The sequence below is a fragment of the Variovorax sp. DAIF25 genome (genome assembly GCF_050711835.1).
Classification (GTDB): Bacteria; Pseudomonadota; Gammaproteobacteria; order Burkholderiales; family Burkholderiaceae_C; genus Variovorax.
In genome coordinates this window covers 4,840,021-4,855,064 of record NZ_CP136636.1, presented here as the reverse complement: position 1 = coordinate 4,855,064, position 15,044 = coordinate 4,840,021, and the positions used below count along the sequence as shown (strand labels likewise).

The 15,044-nt window shown below is 69.5% G+C and carries 12 protein-coding genes; 11 read left to right on the top strand and 1 reads right to left on the bottom strand.

Annotated features, from left to right (window positions below; translation table 11 throughout):
- The first annotated feature begins 101 nt into the window (after window positions 1–101).
- The 10 genes from R0232_RS22335 to cydX all read left to right on the top strand — a co-directional run bounded on the left by R0232_RS22335 (window position 102) and on the right by cydX (window position 12,510).
- Window positions 102–851, top strand: coding sequence for an electron transfer flavoprotein subunit beta/FixA family protein (locus tag R0232_RS22335; protein ID WP_431509457.1), 750 nt, complete (start codon window positions 102–104; stop codon window positions 849–851).
- A 14-nt stretch (window positions 852–865) separates the two neighbouring features.
- Window positions 866–1,798, top strand: coding sequence for an electron transfer flavoprotein subunit alpha/FixB family protein (locus R0232_RS22330; protein ID WP_431509456.1), 933 nt, complete (start codon window positions 866–868; stop codon window positions 1,796–1,798).
- 74 nt (window positions 1,799–1,872) lie between these two features.
- The gene (locus R0232_RS22325; RefSeq protein ID WP_431509455.1) at window positions 1,873–3,663 is read left to right on the top strand and encodes an acyl-CoA dehydrogenase; all 1,791 of its coding nucleotides are present in this window, start codon (window positions 1,873–1,875) and stop codon (window positions 3,661–3,663) included.
- A gap of 156 nt (window positions 3,664–3,819) precedes the next feature.
- Window positions 3,820–4,782 carry an NAD(P)H-dependent flavin oxidoreductase gene (locus tag R0232_RS22320; protein ID WP_093355778.1) on the top strand — a complete coding sequence of 321 codons (963 nt, stop codon included), beginning with the start codon at window positions 3,820–3,822 and terminating at the stop codon, window positions 4,780–4,782.
- A 65-nt stretch (window positions 4,783–4,847) separates the two neighbouring features.
- On the top strand, window positions 4,848–5,969 hold the full coding sequence (locus R0232_RS22315; protein ID WP_431509454.1) for an acyltransferase family protein: 1,122 nt from the start codon (window positions 4,848–4,850) through the stop codon (window positions 5,967–5,969).
- A gap of 155 nt (window positions 5,970–6,124) precedes the next feature.
- Window positions 6,125–7,819 (top strand): thiol reductant ABC exporter subunit CydD, encoded by a 1,695-nt coding sequence (cydD, locus tag R0232_RS22310; RefSeq protein ID WP_431509453.1) that lies wholly within the window; start codon window positions 6,125–6,127, stop codon window positions 7,817–7,819.
- Complete coding sequence (locus R0232_RS22305) at window positions 7,816–9,522, top strand: amino acid ABC transporter ATP-binding/permease protein (protein WP_431509452.1); 1,707 nt, start codon at window positions 7,816–7,818, stop codon at window positions 9,520–9,522. The genes cydD and R0232_RS22305 overlap by 4 nt, the downstream gene beginning before the upstream one ends.
- Before the next feature lie 64 nt (window positions 9,523–9,586).
- Window positions 9,587–11,188, top strand: a complete 1,602-nt coding sequence (locus R0232_RS22300; protein ID WP_281077868.1) for a cytochrome ubiquinol oxidase subunit I — start codon at window positions 9,587–9,589, stop codon at window positions 11,186–11,188.
- Window positions 11,185–12,339, top strand: coding sequence for a cytochrome d ubiquinol oxidase subunit II (gene cydB, locus R0232_RS22295; protein WP_431509451.1), 1,155 nt, complete (start codon window positions 11,185–11,187; stop codon window positions 12,337–12,339). Before R0232_RS22300 ends, cydB begins: the two co-directional genes overlap by 4 nt.
- A 21-nt stretch (window positions 12,340–12,360) precedes the next feature.
- Complete coding sequence (cydX, locus tag R0232_RS22290; protein WP_296799786.1) at window positions 12,361–12,510, top strand: cytochrome bd-I oxidase subunit CydX; 150 nt, start codon at window positions 12,361–12,363, stop codon at window positions 12,508–12,510.
- Here the strand turns inward: cydX and R0232_RS22285 are convergent.
- Window positions 12,507–13,427, bottom strand: coding sequence for a LysR substrate-binding domain-containing protein (locus R0232_RS22285; protein WP_431509450.1), 921 nt, complete (start codon window positions 13,425–13,427; stop codon window positions 12,507–12,509). The genes cydX and R0232_RS22285 overlap by 4 nt on opposite strands.
- A gap of 99 nt (window positions 13,428–13,526) precedes the next feature.
- Between R0232_RS22285 and argH the strand changes: the two genes are divergently transcribed.
- Window positions 13,527–15,038 carry an argininosuccinate lyase gene (gene argH, locus R0232_RS22280; protein ID WP_431509449.1) on the top strand — a complete coding sequence of 504 codons (1,512 nt, stop codon included), beginning with the start codon at window positions 13,527–13,529 and terminating at the stop codon, window positions 15,036–15,038.
- Window positions 15,039–15,044: the final 6 nt, after the last annotated feature.

Genomic DNA, 15,044 nt, shown 5'->3' with positions numbered 1-15,044 from the left:
CGGCGTGAATCGGAATCAGATCAGAGACGGCAAAGGTCGCGTCCTAGAATGACCGGTTGCTCTCGAAGCCCCCTTTTTGCAATCCCAATGGAGTCAAGTCAATGAAGGTTCTTGTGCCTGTCAAACGGGTCGTCGACTACAACGTGAAGGTGCGCGTCAAGAGCGACGGCACGGGCGTGGACATCGCCAACGTCAAGATGAGCATGAACCCCTTCGACGAGATCGCCGTCGAAGAGGCCGTGCGCCTGAAGGAGAAGGGCGTGGTGACCGAGGTCATCGCCGTCTCGTGCGGCGACGCCAAGTCGCAGGAAACCCTGCGCACCGCGATGGCCATCGGCGCCGACCGCGGCATCCTGGTCGAGACCTCGGAAGAGCTGCAGCCGCTGGCCGTGGCCAAGCTGCTCAATGCGCTGGTCGACAAGGAGCAGCCGCAACTGATCATCCTCGGCAAGCAGGCGATCGACGACGATGCCAACCAGACTGGCCAGATGCTGGCCGCGCTGGCCGACCTGCCGCAAGCCACCTTCGCCTCGAAGGTCGAAGTCGCCGGCGACAAGGCCAACGTGACCCGTGAAGTCGACGGCGGCCTCGAGACCGTCTCGCTCACGCTGCCGGCCGTCATCACGACCGACCTGCGCCTCAACGAGCCGCGCTACGTCACGCTGCCCAACATCATGAAGGCCAAGAAGAAGCAGCTCGACACCTTCAAGCCCGAGGACCTGGGCGTGGACGTCAAGCCGCGCCTGAAGACTCTCAAGGTCTCGGAACCGCCGAAGCGCGGCGCCGGCATCAAGGTGCCCGACGTGGCGACCCTGGTGGACAAGCTGAAGAACGAAGCCAAAGTGATCTGAGGAAGACAACGAACATGACCGCACTCGTCATTGCCGAACACGACCACGCCAGCATCAAGCCGGCCACCCTCAACACCGTGACCGCTGCGCTTGCCTGCGGTGGCGACGTCCACGTGCTCGTGGCCGGTGCCAACGCGGCCGAAGCCGCCAAGGCGGCCGCCCAGATCGCTGGCGTGACCAAGGTCATCGCGGCCGACAGCCCGAGCCTCGCCGAGAACCTCGCTGAAAACGTCGCGGCGCAAGTCCTCGCGATCGCTTCCAACTACAGCCACATCCTGTTCCCCTCGACCGCCAACGGCAAGAACGTCGCGCCGCGCGTGGCCGCCAAGCTCGATGTCGCGCAGATCAGCGACATCACCAAGGTCGACAGCCCCGACACCTTCGAGCGTCCGATCTATGCGGGCAATGCCATTGCCACCGTGCAGAGCAGCGATGCCACCAAGGTGATCACCGTTCGCACGACCGGCTTCGACGCCGCGGCCGCCACCGGTGGCACTGCAACGGTCGAAAACGCCGAAGGCGTGGCCGACAGCGGCAAGAGCAGCTTCGTGGGCCGCGAGGTCACGAAGAGCGAACGCCCCGAACTGACGGCCGCCAAGATCATCGTCTCGGGTGGCCGTGCCCTGGGCAGCGCCGAGAAGTTCACCGAAGTGATGGCCCCGCTGGCCGACAAGCTCAACGCGGGCCTGGGTGCCAGCCGCGCCGCCGTCGACGCGGGCTACGCGCCGAACGACTGGCAAGTGGGCCAGACCGGCAAGATCGTCGCGCCGCAGCTGTACATCGCCGCGGGCATCTCGGGTGCGATCCAGCATCTGGCCGGCATGAAGGACTCCAAGGTGATCGTGGCGATCAACAAGGACGAGGAAGCGCCGATCTTCTCGGTGGCCGACTATGGCCTCGTGGCCGACCTGTTCACGGCGGTGCCGGAACTGGTCAAGGCGCTCTGATCGCGCCATTGCATTGAGCCAGAGGGCATCGTTCGCGATGCCCTTTTCACATCCGCAGTATCGGGAGACATGAGATGAGCTACACCGCCCCCCTCAAGGACATGCTGTTCGACATCGAGCACCTGGCCAACATCGGCGAGATCGCCAGGCTGCCCGGCTTCGAGGACGCCGGCCTCGAGACCGCGCAGGCCGTGCTCGAGGAATGCGCGCGCTTCAACCAGGACGTGATCGCGCCGCTCAACGTCGCGGGCGACCGCAATCCCTCGTCGTTCAAGGACGGCGAGGTCACGACCACGGCCGGCTTCAAGGAAGCCTTCGCACAGTACGTGTCGGGCGGCTGGCAGGGCCTGCAGCATCCGGCCGACTTCGGCGGCCAGGGCCTGCCCAAGACCATCGGCGCGGCCTGCGGCGAGATGCTCAATTCGGCCAACATGAGCTTCGCGCTGTGCCCGCTGCTGAGCGACGGCGCCATCGAGGCGCTGCTGACCGCGGGCTCCGACGAACTCAAGGCCACCTACCTCGAGAAGCTCGTGAGCGGCCAGTGGACCGGCACGATGAACCTCACCGAGCCGCAGGCCGGCAGCGACCTCGCGCTGGTGCGCAGCCGCGCCGAGCCGCAGCCCGACGGCAGCTACAAGGTCTTCGGCACCAAGATCTTCATCACCTACGGCGAGCACGACATGGCCGAGAACATCGTGCACCTCGTGCTGGCGCGCGTGAGCGGCGCGCCCGAGGGCGTGAAGGGCATCAGCCTGTTCGTGGTGCCGAAGTTCCTGCTGAACGCCGACGGTTCGCCGGGCGCGCGCAACGACGTGCACTGCGTGAGCATCGAGCACAAGATGGGCATCAAGGCCTCGCCGACCGCGGTGCTGCAGTACGGCGACCATGGCGGTGCCGTCGGCTATCTCGTGGGCCAGGAGAACCGCGGCCTCGAGTACATGTTCATCATGATGAACTCGGCCCGCTACGCGGTGGGCATGCAGGGCATCGCGATCGCCGAGCGCGCCTACCAGCATGCCGTGGCCTACGCCAGGGAGCGCGTGCAGAGCCGCCCGGTCGACGGCTCGATCAATGCCAGCGCGGCGATCATCCATCACCCCGACGTGAAGCGCATGCTGATGACCATGCGCGCCTACACCGAAGGCTGCCGCGCCATGGCCAGCGTGGCCGCCGCGGCCTACGACGCCGCGCACCACCATCCCGATGCCGACGCGCGCAAGCAGAACCAGGCCTTCTACGAATTCATGGTGCCGCTGGTCAAGGGCTACAGCACCGAGATGAGCCTCGAGGTGACCTCGCTGGGCGTGCAGGTGCACGGCGGCATGGGCTTCATCGAGGAGACCGGCGCGGCGCAGTACTACCGCGACGCGAAGATCCTCACGATCTACGAAGGCACGACCGCGATCCAGGCCAACGACCTCGTGGGCCGCAAGACCGCGCGCGACGGCGGCCAGACCGCCAAGGCCATCGCCGCGCAGATCGAGAAGACCGAGGCCGAGCTCGCGAAGAGCGACAGCGCCGCCGCCAAGGCCGTGCTCAAGCGCCTGAAGGCCGCGCGCGAGGCTTTCGTCGAGGTGGTGGATTTCGTCGCGGGCCAGACCAAGGCCTCGCCCAACGCGGTGTTCGCGGGCAGCGTGCCCTACCTGATGCTCGCGGGCAACCTGGTGGCCGGCTGGCAGCTCGCGCGTTCGCTGATCGTGGCGCAGGACCAGGCCTCGCACAACGTCGACGTCGACTTCATGCAGGCCAAGATCACGACCGCGCGCTTCTATGCCGAGCACATCCTCGCGAAGGCGCCGGGCCTGCGCGACAGCATCGTCGACGGTGCCGAGAGCGTGAACGCGCTGGCGCTCGAGGCTTTCTGACATCCGGACTTCCGTACGCGAAGGTCGCAAAGGTTACGCAAAGGACGCGAAAGAGAAATCAAAATTTGGTTTTGCTTTTGCGCACTTCGCGAAATCTTCGCGTCCTCAGCGTCCGGCTGTCCGCTCCCGAATTCAACAACCCCTGAGACAACGACCATGTCGAAACTGCCCCCCGTGCTCGCGAACCTGCCGCTGCCGATCATCGGCTCGCCGCTGTTCATCATCAGCAACCCCAAGCTCGTGATCGCGCAATGCAAGGCCGGCGTGGTCGGCTCGATGCCGGCGCTCAACGCGCGGCCCGCGGCGCAGCTCGAGGAGTGGCTGATCGAGATCACCGAGGAGCTCGCGGCCTACAACAAGGCCAACCCCGACAAACCCGCCGCGCCCTTCGCCATCAACCAGATCGTGCACAAGAGCAACGACCGCCTCGAGCACGACATGGAGATGGTCGTGAAGTACAAGGTGCCGATCGTCATCACCTCGCTGGGCGCGCGCACCGACGTCAACGACGCGGTCCACAGCTATGGCGGCGTGACCTTGCACGACGTGATCAACAACAAGTTCGCGCAGAAGGCGATCGAGAAGGGCGCCGACGGCATCGTCGCGGTGGCGGCCGGTGCCGGCGGCCATGCGGGCATCAAGAGCCCGTTCGCGCTGATCCAGGAAATCCGCCAGTGGTTCGACGGCCCGATCGCGCTGTCGGGCGCTATCGCCACCGGCGGCGCGGTGCTCGCGGCGCAGGCCATGGGCGCCGACTTCGCCTACATCGGCACCGCCTTCATCGCGACCGAGGAAGCGCGCGCGAGCGATGCCTACAAGCAGGCCATCGTCGAGGGCACTTCGGACGACATCGTCTACTCGAGCCTGTTCACCGGCGTGCACGGCAACTACCTCGCGCCCAGCATCGTGAACGCCGGCATGGACCCGGCGAACCTGCCCGAGGGCGACGTGAAGACCATGAGCTTCTCGGGCGGCGATGGCAGCAAGGCCAAGGCCTGGAAGGACATCTGGGGCTCGGGCCAGGGCATCGGCGCGATCAGCGAAGTCTCGAGCGCCGGCGTCTTCATCGAGAAGCTCAAGCGCGAATACCAGGAGGCTCGCCAGCGGCTCGCGCTCTGAGCGTGCACGACCTGCCGGCACCCGCGGCGACAGCCGCAGCTGCTCCCGCTGCGCGGCGGGAGCGCATGCCGCTGCTCGACGCTGCCAAGGGCCTCGCCTGCGCGGTGATCGTCGGGCATCACCTGTCGCGCTACGGGCCGATGCCCGCGGGCGCGTTGTCGCTCGCGCCCGATTTCCTCGGCTGGCTGGCCAGCGACGGGCGGCTCGCGGTTCAGATCTTCCTGGTGATCGCCGGCTTCCTGGCCGCGGCCAGCCTCGCGCCCGACGGGCTGCTGCGCATCGACCGCCCGCTGGTGCGCATCGTCCAGCGCTACGGCCGGCTGGTGATGCCCTACCTCGCCGCGCTCACCGTCTGCGTGCTGGTGGCGGCCGCGGTGCGGCCCTGGCTCGACGCCGACCTCGTACCGGCCTCGCCGAGCATCGGCCAGCTGCTCGCGCACGGGCTGCTGCTGCAGGACCTGCTGGGCTACGAGGCGCTGTCCACCGGCGTCTGGTACGTGGCGATCGACTTCCAGCTGTTCGCGCTGGCGCTCACCTTGATCGGTCTGCCGGCGCTGCTCGCGCCCCCGGCCGACAAGGCGGCGCGGCCCGGCGAGGCCACGCGCCGGCGCTGGCTCGCGGTCGCGCTGGTGCTCGGCGTGGCCGTCGCATCGCTGGCGCTGTTCAACCGCGAGTCCGAGCTCGACGACACCGCCTTCTATTTCTTCGGCGCCTACGGCCTCGGCATGCTGGTGTTCTGGATCGGCCGCGCCACGCGCGCGAGCACCTGGCAGAGCGGGGTCGCCTTGCTGCTGCTGCTGGGCACGGGCGCGCTGGCGCTCGAATGGCGCAGCCGTATCGCGACCGCGCTGGTCACGGCGCTGTTGATCGCGGTGGCGCAGCGCCGGCAGTGGCTGTCGCCGCCGCGCTGGCCGCTGGCGGCGGTCGCGCTGCAGCGGCTGGGGCGCATGTCCTATTCGCTGTTCCTGATCCACTTCCCGGTGCTGCTCGCGGTGAATGCCGCCGTGGTGCGGCTGGGGCCGCACGCGCCCTGGATCGACGGGCTCGGCATGCTCGCGACCTTCGGCCTGTCGATCGCCGCGGCCGCGCTGCTGTACCGCTGGGTCGAGGCCCGGCCGGCCTCGTGGCGCGCCGTCGCCGCGCTGTTCGCGGGGCTGCTCATCAGCGGCATCGTCGTCTCGCACTGACATCCCGCCGGCCGTTCTGGCCGGACGTGTTCCTTCGTTGACTTGCGCCTGCCCGGCGAAGCGGGCAGGCTTCGCCGTGCTCGCTGTCCGGTCAGGTTTTCGGTATCATTGTGGAAGTTTCAGTAAATACTGAAAATTCACGAAATCAAAAACAGATGAACCCTTCCGCCCACCGTCGACCCCTGCGTGCCCTGGCCCGGCCGGAGATCGGCGGCGTGGTGCAGGGCGCGGCCGCGCTGTTGTGGCTGCCGCAGGCGGCGCTGCTGGCCTGGGCGGTGCAGGCTCTGGCCAATGGGACCGATGGCGGCGGGCTGGCCGCGGTGCTGTGGCCCGCGCTCGGCATCCTCCTGTTCGGCTGGCTGCGCGCCGCCTGCGAAGCCTGGGGCACGCGGCGCACCTTCGGGCGGGCGCGCGCGCGGTTGTCGGCCTTGCGCGCCCAGGCCGCGGAGGCGCTGGCCGGTGCGTCGCCGCTCGACCGTGGCCGCGTGCCCTCGGGCCTGGCCGCGAGCGCGCTGGCCGAGCAGGCCGAGGCGCTGGTGCCGTACCTGGTGCGCTACCAGCCCGCGCGCTGGCGCGCCACGGTGGTGCCGCTCGCGATCCTTGCCGCGGTCGCGAGCCAGACCTGGGTGGCGGCGCTGGTGCTGCTGTTCGCGGCGCCGCTGATCCCGCTGTTCATGGCCATCGTCGGCTGGCGCGCCAAGGCGGCCAGCGAGGCGCAGATGGTGCAGATGGGCGGCATGAACGCCTTCCTGCTCGACCGCCTGCGCGGCCTCGCGACCCTGCGCGCTCTAGGTGCGGTCGATGCCACCGCGGCGCGGCTTGCCGACTCGGCGCAGTCGCTGCGCGAACGCACCATGGCCGTGCTGCGCATCGCCTTCCTGTCCTCGGCCGTGCTCGAACTGTTCTCGGCGCTGGGCGTGGCGATGGTCGCGGTCTACGTCGGCTTCCACCTGCTGGGCACGCTGGGCTTCGGCACCTGGAACGGACCGCTGAGCCTGGGCCAGGGCCTGTTCGTGCTGCTGCTCGCGCCGGCCTTCTTCGAGCCGCTGCGCGAACTCTCGGCCGTGTGGCACGACCGCGCGGCGGGCGAGGCCGCGCTCGAGGCGCTCGAGGGCCTGCGGCGCGAGGCGCTGCCGCTGCCGGGTGCCCACGCGCCGGACCTGCACCTGGTCTCGAGGCAGCCGTCGAATGCCGCGCCCTCGGTGGCCGTGCACGACCTGCACTTCGCCTGGCCCGGCGAATCGCGCCGCGTGTTCGAAGGCCGTGAGCTGCGCGTCGCCGCGGGCGAGCACATCGCGCTGGCCGGCGCCAGCGGTGCCGGCAAGACCGCGCTGCTGTCGCTGCTCGCGGGCCTGGTGCCGGCGCAGCAGGGCGAGATCCTGATCGGCGGCGTGCCGATGAACGACCGCACCGCCGCCGCGCTGCGCGCGCGCATCGGTTGGATGGGCCAGAGGCCGCATGTGTTCGCGGGCCCGGTCGCCGCCAATGTCGCGCTGGGCCGCGCGCTCGACGCGGGCAGCGTCGAGGCCGCGATGCGCTTCGCGCAGCTCGAGCACGTTGCGCAGGCGCATCCGGGCGCGGCGCTGGGCGAGGGCGGCCTGGGCCTGTCGGGCGGCGAGGCCGTGCGCCTCGCGCTGGCGCGCATCGCGGTCCATCCGCAGGCCCACCTGCTGCTGGTCGACGAGCCCACTGCCCACCTCGACACCGAGACCGCGCGGCGCGTGGCCGATGCGCTGCTCGAACTCGCGCGCGGCCGCACGATGATCGTCGCCACGCACGACCCCGCGCTGGCCGCGCGCCTGGACCGTGTCGTGCAGCTCGGCGCCGATGCCGCGGAGAAGGCCGCATGAAGCCGAGCACGAACCGTCACGCCGGCGAACTGCGCCTGGTGCTGCGCCCCTTCTTCGCTGCCCAGTCGCGCGCCTTGCGCTGGGGCGCGCTGCTGGCCGCCGTGACCGTGCTCACGGGCATGGCGCTGCTCGGGCTCTCGGGCTGGTTCATCACCGCCACCGCGCTCGCGGGCCTGCATGCGGCCACGGCCTTCACCTTCGACGTGTTCGCGCCCTCGGCCGGCATTCGGTTGCTGGCGCTGGGCCGCACCGCGTCGCGCTATGGCGAGCGGCTGGTCACGCACGACGCCACCTTCGGCGCGCTGGCCGTGCTGCGCGTGCGGCTGTTCCGCGGCTGGGCCCGGGCCGAGGCGGCGCGCGCGCTGGCGCTGCGTCCGGCGCGGCTGCTGTTCCGACTCACCAGCGACATCGATGCGCTCGAGTCGCTCTACCTGCGCCTGCTGGTGCCGGCCGCCGCCGCGCTCGGCGCCGCGTTGCTGGCGGGCGTGGTGCTCGGCACGATGCAGGCCGCGATGGGTGCTGCGCTCGCGGCCTGGCTCGTGACCGTCGGCTGGGGCCTGGCCTTCGCGGTGTCGCGCCGCGCGCGGCGTCCGGCCCTGCGGCGGGCGCGCGCCATCGAAACGCTGCGCGAGCGCGCGGCCGACCTAGTGGCCGGCCAGACCGAACTGGCGATGGCTGGCCGCCTCGACGCGCAGCGCGATGCGCTGGCCGCGGCCGACCAACGGCTGGCACGCGCCGACCTCGCGCTCAACCGCCTCGAGAGCACGGCCGGCCTGGCCTATGGCGGCGCGGGCACGCTTACGCTGGTGGCCGTCTTGCTCGCGGTGGCGGCGCTGGTGGGCGAGGGCGCGATCGGCGCACCCGCCGCCGCGCTCGCGCTGCTGGTGGCACTCACCGCGCTCGAACCCTTCGCCGCGCTGCGCCGCGGCGCGCTCGACGCGGGCCGCACCTGGCTCGCGGTGCGGCGCCTGGCACCGCGCATGGCGCAGGACGATGCGCCCGTCGCGCCAAGGCTCCCGGAAGACGCATCGCTCGCGCTGCGCCTCACGGCCATCGAGGCCTTCCACCGCGCCAGCACCGTGCCCGCAATCGAAGACCTCTCGCTGGCCATTGCCGAAGGCGAGCGCGTCGCCATCGTCGGCCTCAGCGGCAGCGGCAAGTCCACGCTGCTCTCGGTGATCGCGGGCGAACTCGCGCCGCGCCGCGGCGAGGTGGCCGCGCTGCCGTGCTGCCTGCTGACCCAGCGCACCGAACTGTTCGAGGACACGCTGCGCGACAACCTGCGGCTGGCCGATCCCGCCGCGAACGACGAACAGCTGTGGGCCGTGCTGCAGGCCGCGGGCCTGGCCGACGACGTGCGCGATCTGTCGGCCGGCCTGTCCACGCGCCTCGGCGAAGGCGGCCTCGGCCTCTCGGGCGGCCAGTCGCGCCGCCTGGCGCTCGCGCGCCTCTTCCTGCGCCCGGTGCCGCTGTGGCTGCTCGACGAGCCCACCGAGGCGCTCGACGCCGCGGTCGCGCACGACGTGCTGCAGCGCCTCGCGCGCCACGCCGAGGGCCGCACGCTCGTGATCGCCACCCACCTGCGCCGCGAGGCCGCGCTCGCCGACCGGCTGCTGCGCATCGAGGACGGCTGCATCGCCGCCGACCTGCGGCGCGGCAGCGAGGCCTTCGAGCACGCGCTGCGGCAACTGCGCGCCGATTGAACGACACCGAAGCAACGCCAACCACTCCACCACGAAGAACACAGGGAACACAAAGGAAGCCATCATGGATCTCGACATCGTCGCCTTGTCGCGACTTCAATTCGCCGTCACGGCGCTCTACCACTTCCTCTTCGTCCCGCTGACGCTGGGCCTCTCGGTCGTCATCGCGATCATGGAGACCGTCTACGTCATGACGGGCCGCGTGATCTGGCGCGACATGACGAAATTCTGGGGCGTGCTGTTCGGCATCAACTTCGCGATGGGCGTCGCCACCGGCGTGGTGATGGAGTTCCAGTTCGGCATGAACTGGAGCTACTACAGCCACTACGTGGGCGACATCTTCGGCGCGCCGCTGGCCATCGAGGGCCTGATGGCCTTCTTCATGGAGGCGACCTTCGTCGGCCTGTTCTTCTTCGGCTGGGACCGACTCTCCAAGGTCGGCCACCTGGCCACCACCTGGGCCGTGGCCATCGGCTCCAACTTCTCGGCGCTGTGGATCCTGATCGCCAACGGCTGGATGCAGAACCCGGTGGGCGCGGCCTTCAATCCGCAGACCATGCGCATGGAGGTCACCGACTTCCTCGCGGTGCTGACCAACCCGGTGGCGCAGGCCAAGTTCGTGCACACGGTGTCGGCCGGCTATGTCTGCGCGGCGGTGTTCGTGCTGGGCATCTCGGCCTGGTACCTGCTCAAGGGCCGCCACATCGAGCTCGCCAAGCGCTCGATGACCGTGGCCGCCTCCTTCGGCCTCGCTGCCTCGCTGTCGGTGGTGGTGCTGGGCGACGAGAGCGGCTACCTCTCGACCGAGCACCAGAAGATGAAGCTCGCGGCCATCGAGGCCATGTGGGAGACCCAGCCCGCGCCCGCGGCCTTCACCGCCTTCGGCTTCCCCGACCAGGCCGCGCGCGAGACCCACTACGCGATCCATATCCCGGGCGTGATGGGGCTGATCGGCACGCGCTCGCTGACCACCGTGATCCCGGGCATCGACGAGCTCGTGAAGCGCGCCGAGGCACGCATCCGCGAGGGCATCAAGGCCTACGACGCGCTGCAGAAGATCCGCGAGGCCGGCGGCAAGCCGGTCACGCAGGGCGTGCGCGACGCCTTCGAGAACAACGGCGTCGACATGGGCTATGCGCTGCTGCTCAAGCGCTACGTGGACGATCCGCGCCAGGCCACCGACGAGCAGATCGCCAAGGCGGCCTGGGACACGGTGCCGCAGGTGGCGCCGCTGTTCTGGCTGTTCCGCATCATGGTGGGCATCGGCATGCTGCTGATCCTTTTGACCGGCACCTTCTTCGTGCTGTCGGCGCGTCGCACGCTGGACCGCCACCGCTGGCTGCTGCGCGCCGCGGTGATCGCGATCCCGCTGCCGTGGATCGCGGCCGAGGCCGGCTGGCTGGTGGCCGAGTTCGGCCGCCAACCCTGGGTGATCGAGGGCGTGCTGCCGACCGCGGTGGCAGTCTCGAACCTCGGCGTGAAGTCGGTGCTGCTCACGCTCGCGGGCTTCGTCGCCATCTACACCGTGCTGCTGGTCATCGAGCTCAAGCTGATGGTCAAGGCGATCCGCAAGGGGCCGGTCGCCGAGCACTCGCCCGACGAGGGCGATGCGCGTTCGCACGTTCCGCCCGCCCACGCCGTTTCGACCACCGGGAGCGCCGCATGATCCTCCACACACTCCTCGACTACGACACCCTGCGCTTCATCTGGTGGGCGCTGATCGGCGTGCTGCTGGTCGGCTTCGCCGTCACCGACGGCTTCGACCTCGGCAGCGGCATGCTGCTGCCGTTCGCGGCGCGCAACGACGTCGAGCGCCGGCTCGTCATCAACAGCGTGGGCCCGGTCTGGGAAGGCAACCAGGTCTGGCTGATCCTCGGCGGCGGCGCCGTGTTCGCGGCCTGGCCGCAGCTCTACGCCGTTTCGTTCTCGGGCTTCTACCTCGCGATGTTCGTCGTGCTCTCGGCGTTGATCCTGCGGCCGGTGGCCTTCAAGTTCCGCAGCAAGCGCGAATCGCCGCAATGGCGCGCGCGCTGGGACGGCGTGCTGTTCTTCAGCGGCCTGGTGCCCGCGCTGATCTTCGGCGTGGCGGTGGGCAACGTGCTGCAGGGCGTGCCGTTCCGCTTCGCGACCGACATGCACATCCACTACGACGGCAGCTTCTTCGGCCTGCTGAACCCGTTCGCGCTGCTGTGCGGGCTGGTGTCGGTGGCGATGATGGCGATGCACGGCGCAGCCTGGCTGCAGCTGAAGACCGCCGGGCCCGTGGCCGAGCGCTCGCGCCGCTACGGCATGGTCGCGGCCGCCGCCACCATCGTGCTCTACGCGGCGGCGGGCTTCTGGATGGCCTCGGCCATCGGCGGCTACCGCATCACCAGCGTGGTCGATACCGTGGGACCCTCGAATCCGCTGCTCAAGTCGGTCGAGCTGCAGGCCGGTGCCTGGTTCGCGAACTACGCGGCCCACCCCTGGACCCTGGCCGCGCCGGTGGCCGGCTTCGCGGGCGCGCTGCTGGCGCTGGCCGGCCTCGCGCTGCGGCGCGAACTGCTCGCGCTGCTGGCCGGCGCGCTCGGCATCGCCGGCATCATCCTGAGCGTGGGCGCCTCGATGTTCCCGTTCATCCTGCCGTCCTCGATCGATCCGCATGCCAGCCTCACCGTGTGGGACTCGTCCTCGAGCCACCTCACGCTGTTCATCATGCTGGTGGTCACGGCCATCTTCATCCCGCTGATCGTGGCCTACACGACCTGGGTCTACCACGTGCTGTGGGGCAAGGTCGACGAGAAGGCGATCCGCGAGGAACGCGGTCACGCGTACTGATTGCAAGGAAGGAAAAGAACGATGTGGTACTTCGCCTGGATCCTCGGCCTGCCGCTGGCGGCCGCCTTCGCGGTGCTCAATGCGATGTGGTTCGAGCTGATGGCCGACGACGCCGTCCGCAAGGAGAAATTCGAGACGCGCGAAACGCCCGAAGGGCAGGAGCGGCTCTAGCCCTTCGCGCGCCGGCGCGCGGCTGCGCCGGCGACGGTCAGCAGCTCGCGCCGGAAGTGCTGGCCGAAGATGTTCGCGAGCTCGTTCTGCGAGGCATGCGGCGGGCGCAGCTCCGCGAACGAGAACTCGATCTTCTGCGCGAGCTTGCGTACCTGGCAGCCCGCGCGCCGCGCGAGCTCGGCCGAGAAGGGCTCCACGATCGCCACGCCCAGCCCCTCGGCCACCAGGCCGCTGACCGAGGCCGACCAGCTCGCATCGAGCACCATCTCGCGCTCGACGTTCTCGTTCTTGAACAGGGCGTCGGTCTTCAGCCGCGTGGTGTTGCCGTTGGCCAATGAGACGAAGCGCTCGCCCTCGAAGTCCTTCGCGCGCACCACGCGCTTGCCGGCCAGCCGGTGGCCTGCGGGCAGCAGGCAGACGCAATCGAGGTGCATCACCTCGCTGGTCACCACCTGGTGGGTGTCGATCGGCGTCATCGCGTAGCCAATGTCGAACAGGCCCGTCGCCACCAGCCCCACGACCTCCGCGGAGTTGTAGGTCTCGAGCGAGATGCTGACCTCGGGGCACTGTTCGTTGAAGCAGCGGATCACGCGCGGCAGGAACACCGTCGTGAGCGCGGCCATCGCGACGATGCGCAGCTGGCCGTGCCGCCGCGAACGGATGCGCTCCGCGGTGCGGCTGATGCGGTCGAGTCCCACGAAGGCGCGTTCCACCTCGGCATAGAGGGCCACGGCTTCGGGCGTGGGGTTGGCGCCGCCCTTGCCGCGCGTGAAGAGCGGAAAGCCCAGTTCGTCCTCGAACTCGCGAACGATCTTGCTCACGGCGGACTGGCTCACGAAGAGCATGTCGGCCGCGCCCGTCATGCTGCGCGTGAGCATCACGGCCCGGAAGACTTCGATGTGACGCATCGAATTCATGTATGAGATCCTGGAATGGATAGGTGAAAAATGGTTCGTTGACCGAATTCTAGGGTTCTCTTGTAATCGTTCGCACCCCTTGGCACTCGAACGAAAGACATGAAATCACTCGTCAGCGGACTGCTGCATGAACCCCTGGCCGATGCCGCGCAGCAGGCCATCTTCCGACCCTGGATCACCGACGCATTCGCGGCCGTGCTGCCGCATCTCACGCAGGTCAACCAGGCGCACCTGGTGATGCTGGTCGACCGCGGCCTGATGGACGCGCCCTCGGCCGCCACGCTGCTGCGCGCGATCGCACGGCTGCAGGGCGAAGGCCCCGCGGCCTTTGCCATCGACGCGAGTCTGGAGGACGTCTATTTCAATTACGAGGCGGAGCTGATCCGCCGTGTCGGGCAGGGCATCGGCGGCCGCGTGCACATGGCGCGCAGCCGCAACGACCTGCAGTCCACGCTCGACCGCATGCGTGCGCGCCGCAATGCGATGTTGCTGCTCGAAGAGGTCTGCAGCCTGCGGGCCGCGCTGCTCGCGAAGGCCGAGCGTTTCAGCGACTGCGTGATGCCGGGCTATACCCATCTGCAGCATGCGCAGCCGATCACCTTCGGCTTCTACTTGCTGGGCATCGAGCAGTCGCTGCAGCGCGACACGCGGCGCCTGTTCGAGGCCCACGAGACGATCAACCGCTGTCCGCTGGGGGCCGGTGCCCTGGCGGGCACGACCTTCGCGATCGACCGCGAACAGACGGCGCGGTTGCTGGGCTTCGATGGCGCGGTGCCGCATGCGCTCGATGCGATCGCCTCGAAGGATGCGATCCAGCAGTTGCTGGTGGCCGGCATGTTCCTGAGCATCAGCTTCGGGCGCATGGCGCAGGACTTCTACCAGATGTCGACCTACGAGTCCGGCATGCTCGAGCTGCCGGACAGCCTCGCGATCACCTCGAGCATCATGCCGCAGAAGAAGAACCAGGCCGTGCTCGAGTTCGTGAAGGGTCGGCAGTCGCATGTGCTCGGAGCGATCGTCACCGCATTCGGTGCCTTCCGCGGCACGCCGTTCTCGCATGTGCTCGACGGCAACGCGGACAGCCTGCAATGGGCCTGGCCCACGCTCGATGGCCTGGCGAGCCTGCTGCCCGTGGTGCGGCTCGTGGTCGAAGGCGCCGAGCCGCAGCCCGAGCGCATGCGGCACCTGGCCGCGGCCAATTTCTCGACCGCGACCGATCTCGCGGATTTCCTGGTCGGCACGCTGGGCCTGGCCTTCAAGGACGCGCATCACGTGACCGGCCGCATCGTCCGGCTCGCGCTGGAACGCGGCCTGCTGCCAGGGCAGGTCGACGCGGGCCTGGTCGCCGAGGCCTCGATGCAGGCGCTGGGCCGCGAGATCGCGATCCCCGACGCGACGCTGGCCACCGTGCTCGATCCCGCGCGCGCGGTCGAGCGCCGCGTGGGTTGCGGTGGGCCTTCCGCATCGGACACGGCCGCGCTGGCGCGCGCCGCCGGCGAATGCCTGTCGCGCGATCGGCGGCGCGTGTCGGAACTCGAGCAGGCCGCGCGCCACGCCACGCGCGAACTCGACGAGCGCGTGCAGGCCCTGATCGCCAGCGCTGCGCACTGAAGCCTT

What these genes read in the sequence shown, in the direction of transcription:
- R0232_RS22335 (WP_431509457.1), top strand. Translation starts at nt 102, where the DNA reads ATGAAGGTTCTTGTGCCTGTCAAACGGGTCGTCGACTACAACGTGAAG.
- R0232_RS22330 (WP_431509456.1), top strand. Translation starts at nt 866, where the DNA reads ATGACCGCACTCGTCATTGCCGAACACGACCACGCCAGCATCAAGCCG.
- R0232_RS22325 (WP_431509455.1), top strand. Translation starts at nt 1,873, where the DNA reads ATGAGCTACACCGCCCCCCTCAAGGACATGCTGTTCGACATCGAGCAC.
- R0232_RS22320 (WP_093355778.1), top strand. Translation starts at nt 3,820, where the DNA reads ATGTCGAAACTGCCCCCCGTGCTCGCGAACCTGCCGCTGCCGATCATC.
- R0232_RS22315 (WP_431509454.1), top strand. Translation starts at nt 4,848, where the DNA reads ATGCCGCTGCTCGACGCTGCCAAGGGCCTCGCCTGCGCGGTGATCGTC.
- cydD (WP_431509453.1), top strand. Translation starts at nt 6,125, where the DNA reads ATGAACCCTTCCGCCCACCGTCGACCCCTGCGTGCCCTGGCCCGGCCG.
- R0232_RS22305 (WP_431509452.1), top strand. Translation starts at nt 7,816, where the DNA reads ATGAAGCCGAGCACGAACCGTCACGCCGGCGAACTGCGCCTGGTGCTG.
- R0232_RS22300 (WP_281077868.1), top strand. Translation starts at nt 9,587, where the DNA reads ATGGATCTCGACATCGTCGCCTTGTCGCGACTTCAATTCGCCGTCACG.
- cydB (WP_431509451.1), top strand. Translation starts at nt 11,185, where the DNA reads ATGATCCTCCACACACTCCTCGACTACGACACCCTGCGCTTCATCTGG.
- cydX (WP_296799786.1), top strand. Translation starts at nt 12,361, where the DNA reads ATGTGGTACTTCGCCTGGATCCTCGGCCTGCCGCTGGCGGCCGCCTTC.
- R0232_RS22285 (WP_431509450.1), bottom strand. Translation starts at nt 13,427, where the DNA reads ATGAATTCGATGCGTCACATCGAAGTCTTCCGGGCCGTGATGCTCACG.
- argH (WP_431509449.1), top strand. Translation starts at nt 13,527, where the DNA reads ATGAAATCACTCGTCAGCGGACTGCTGCATGAACCCCTGGCCGATGCC.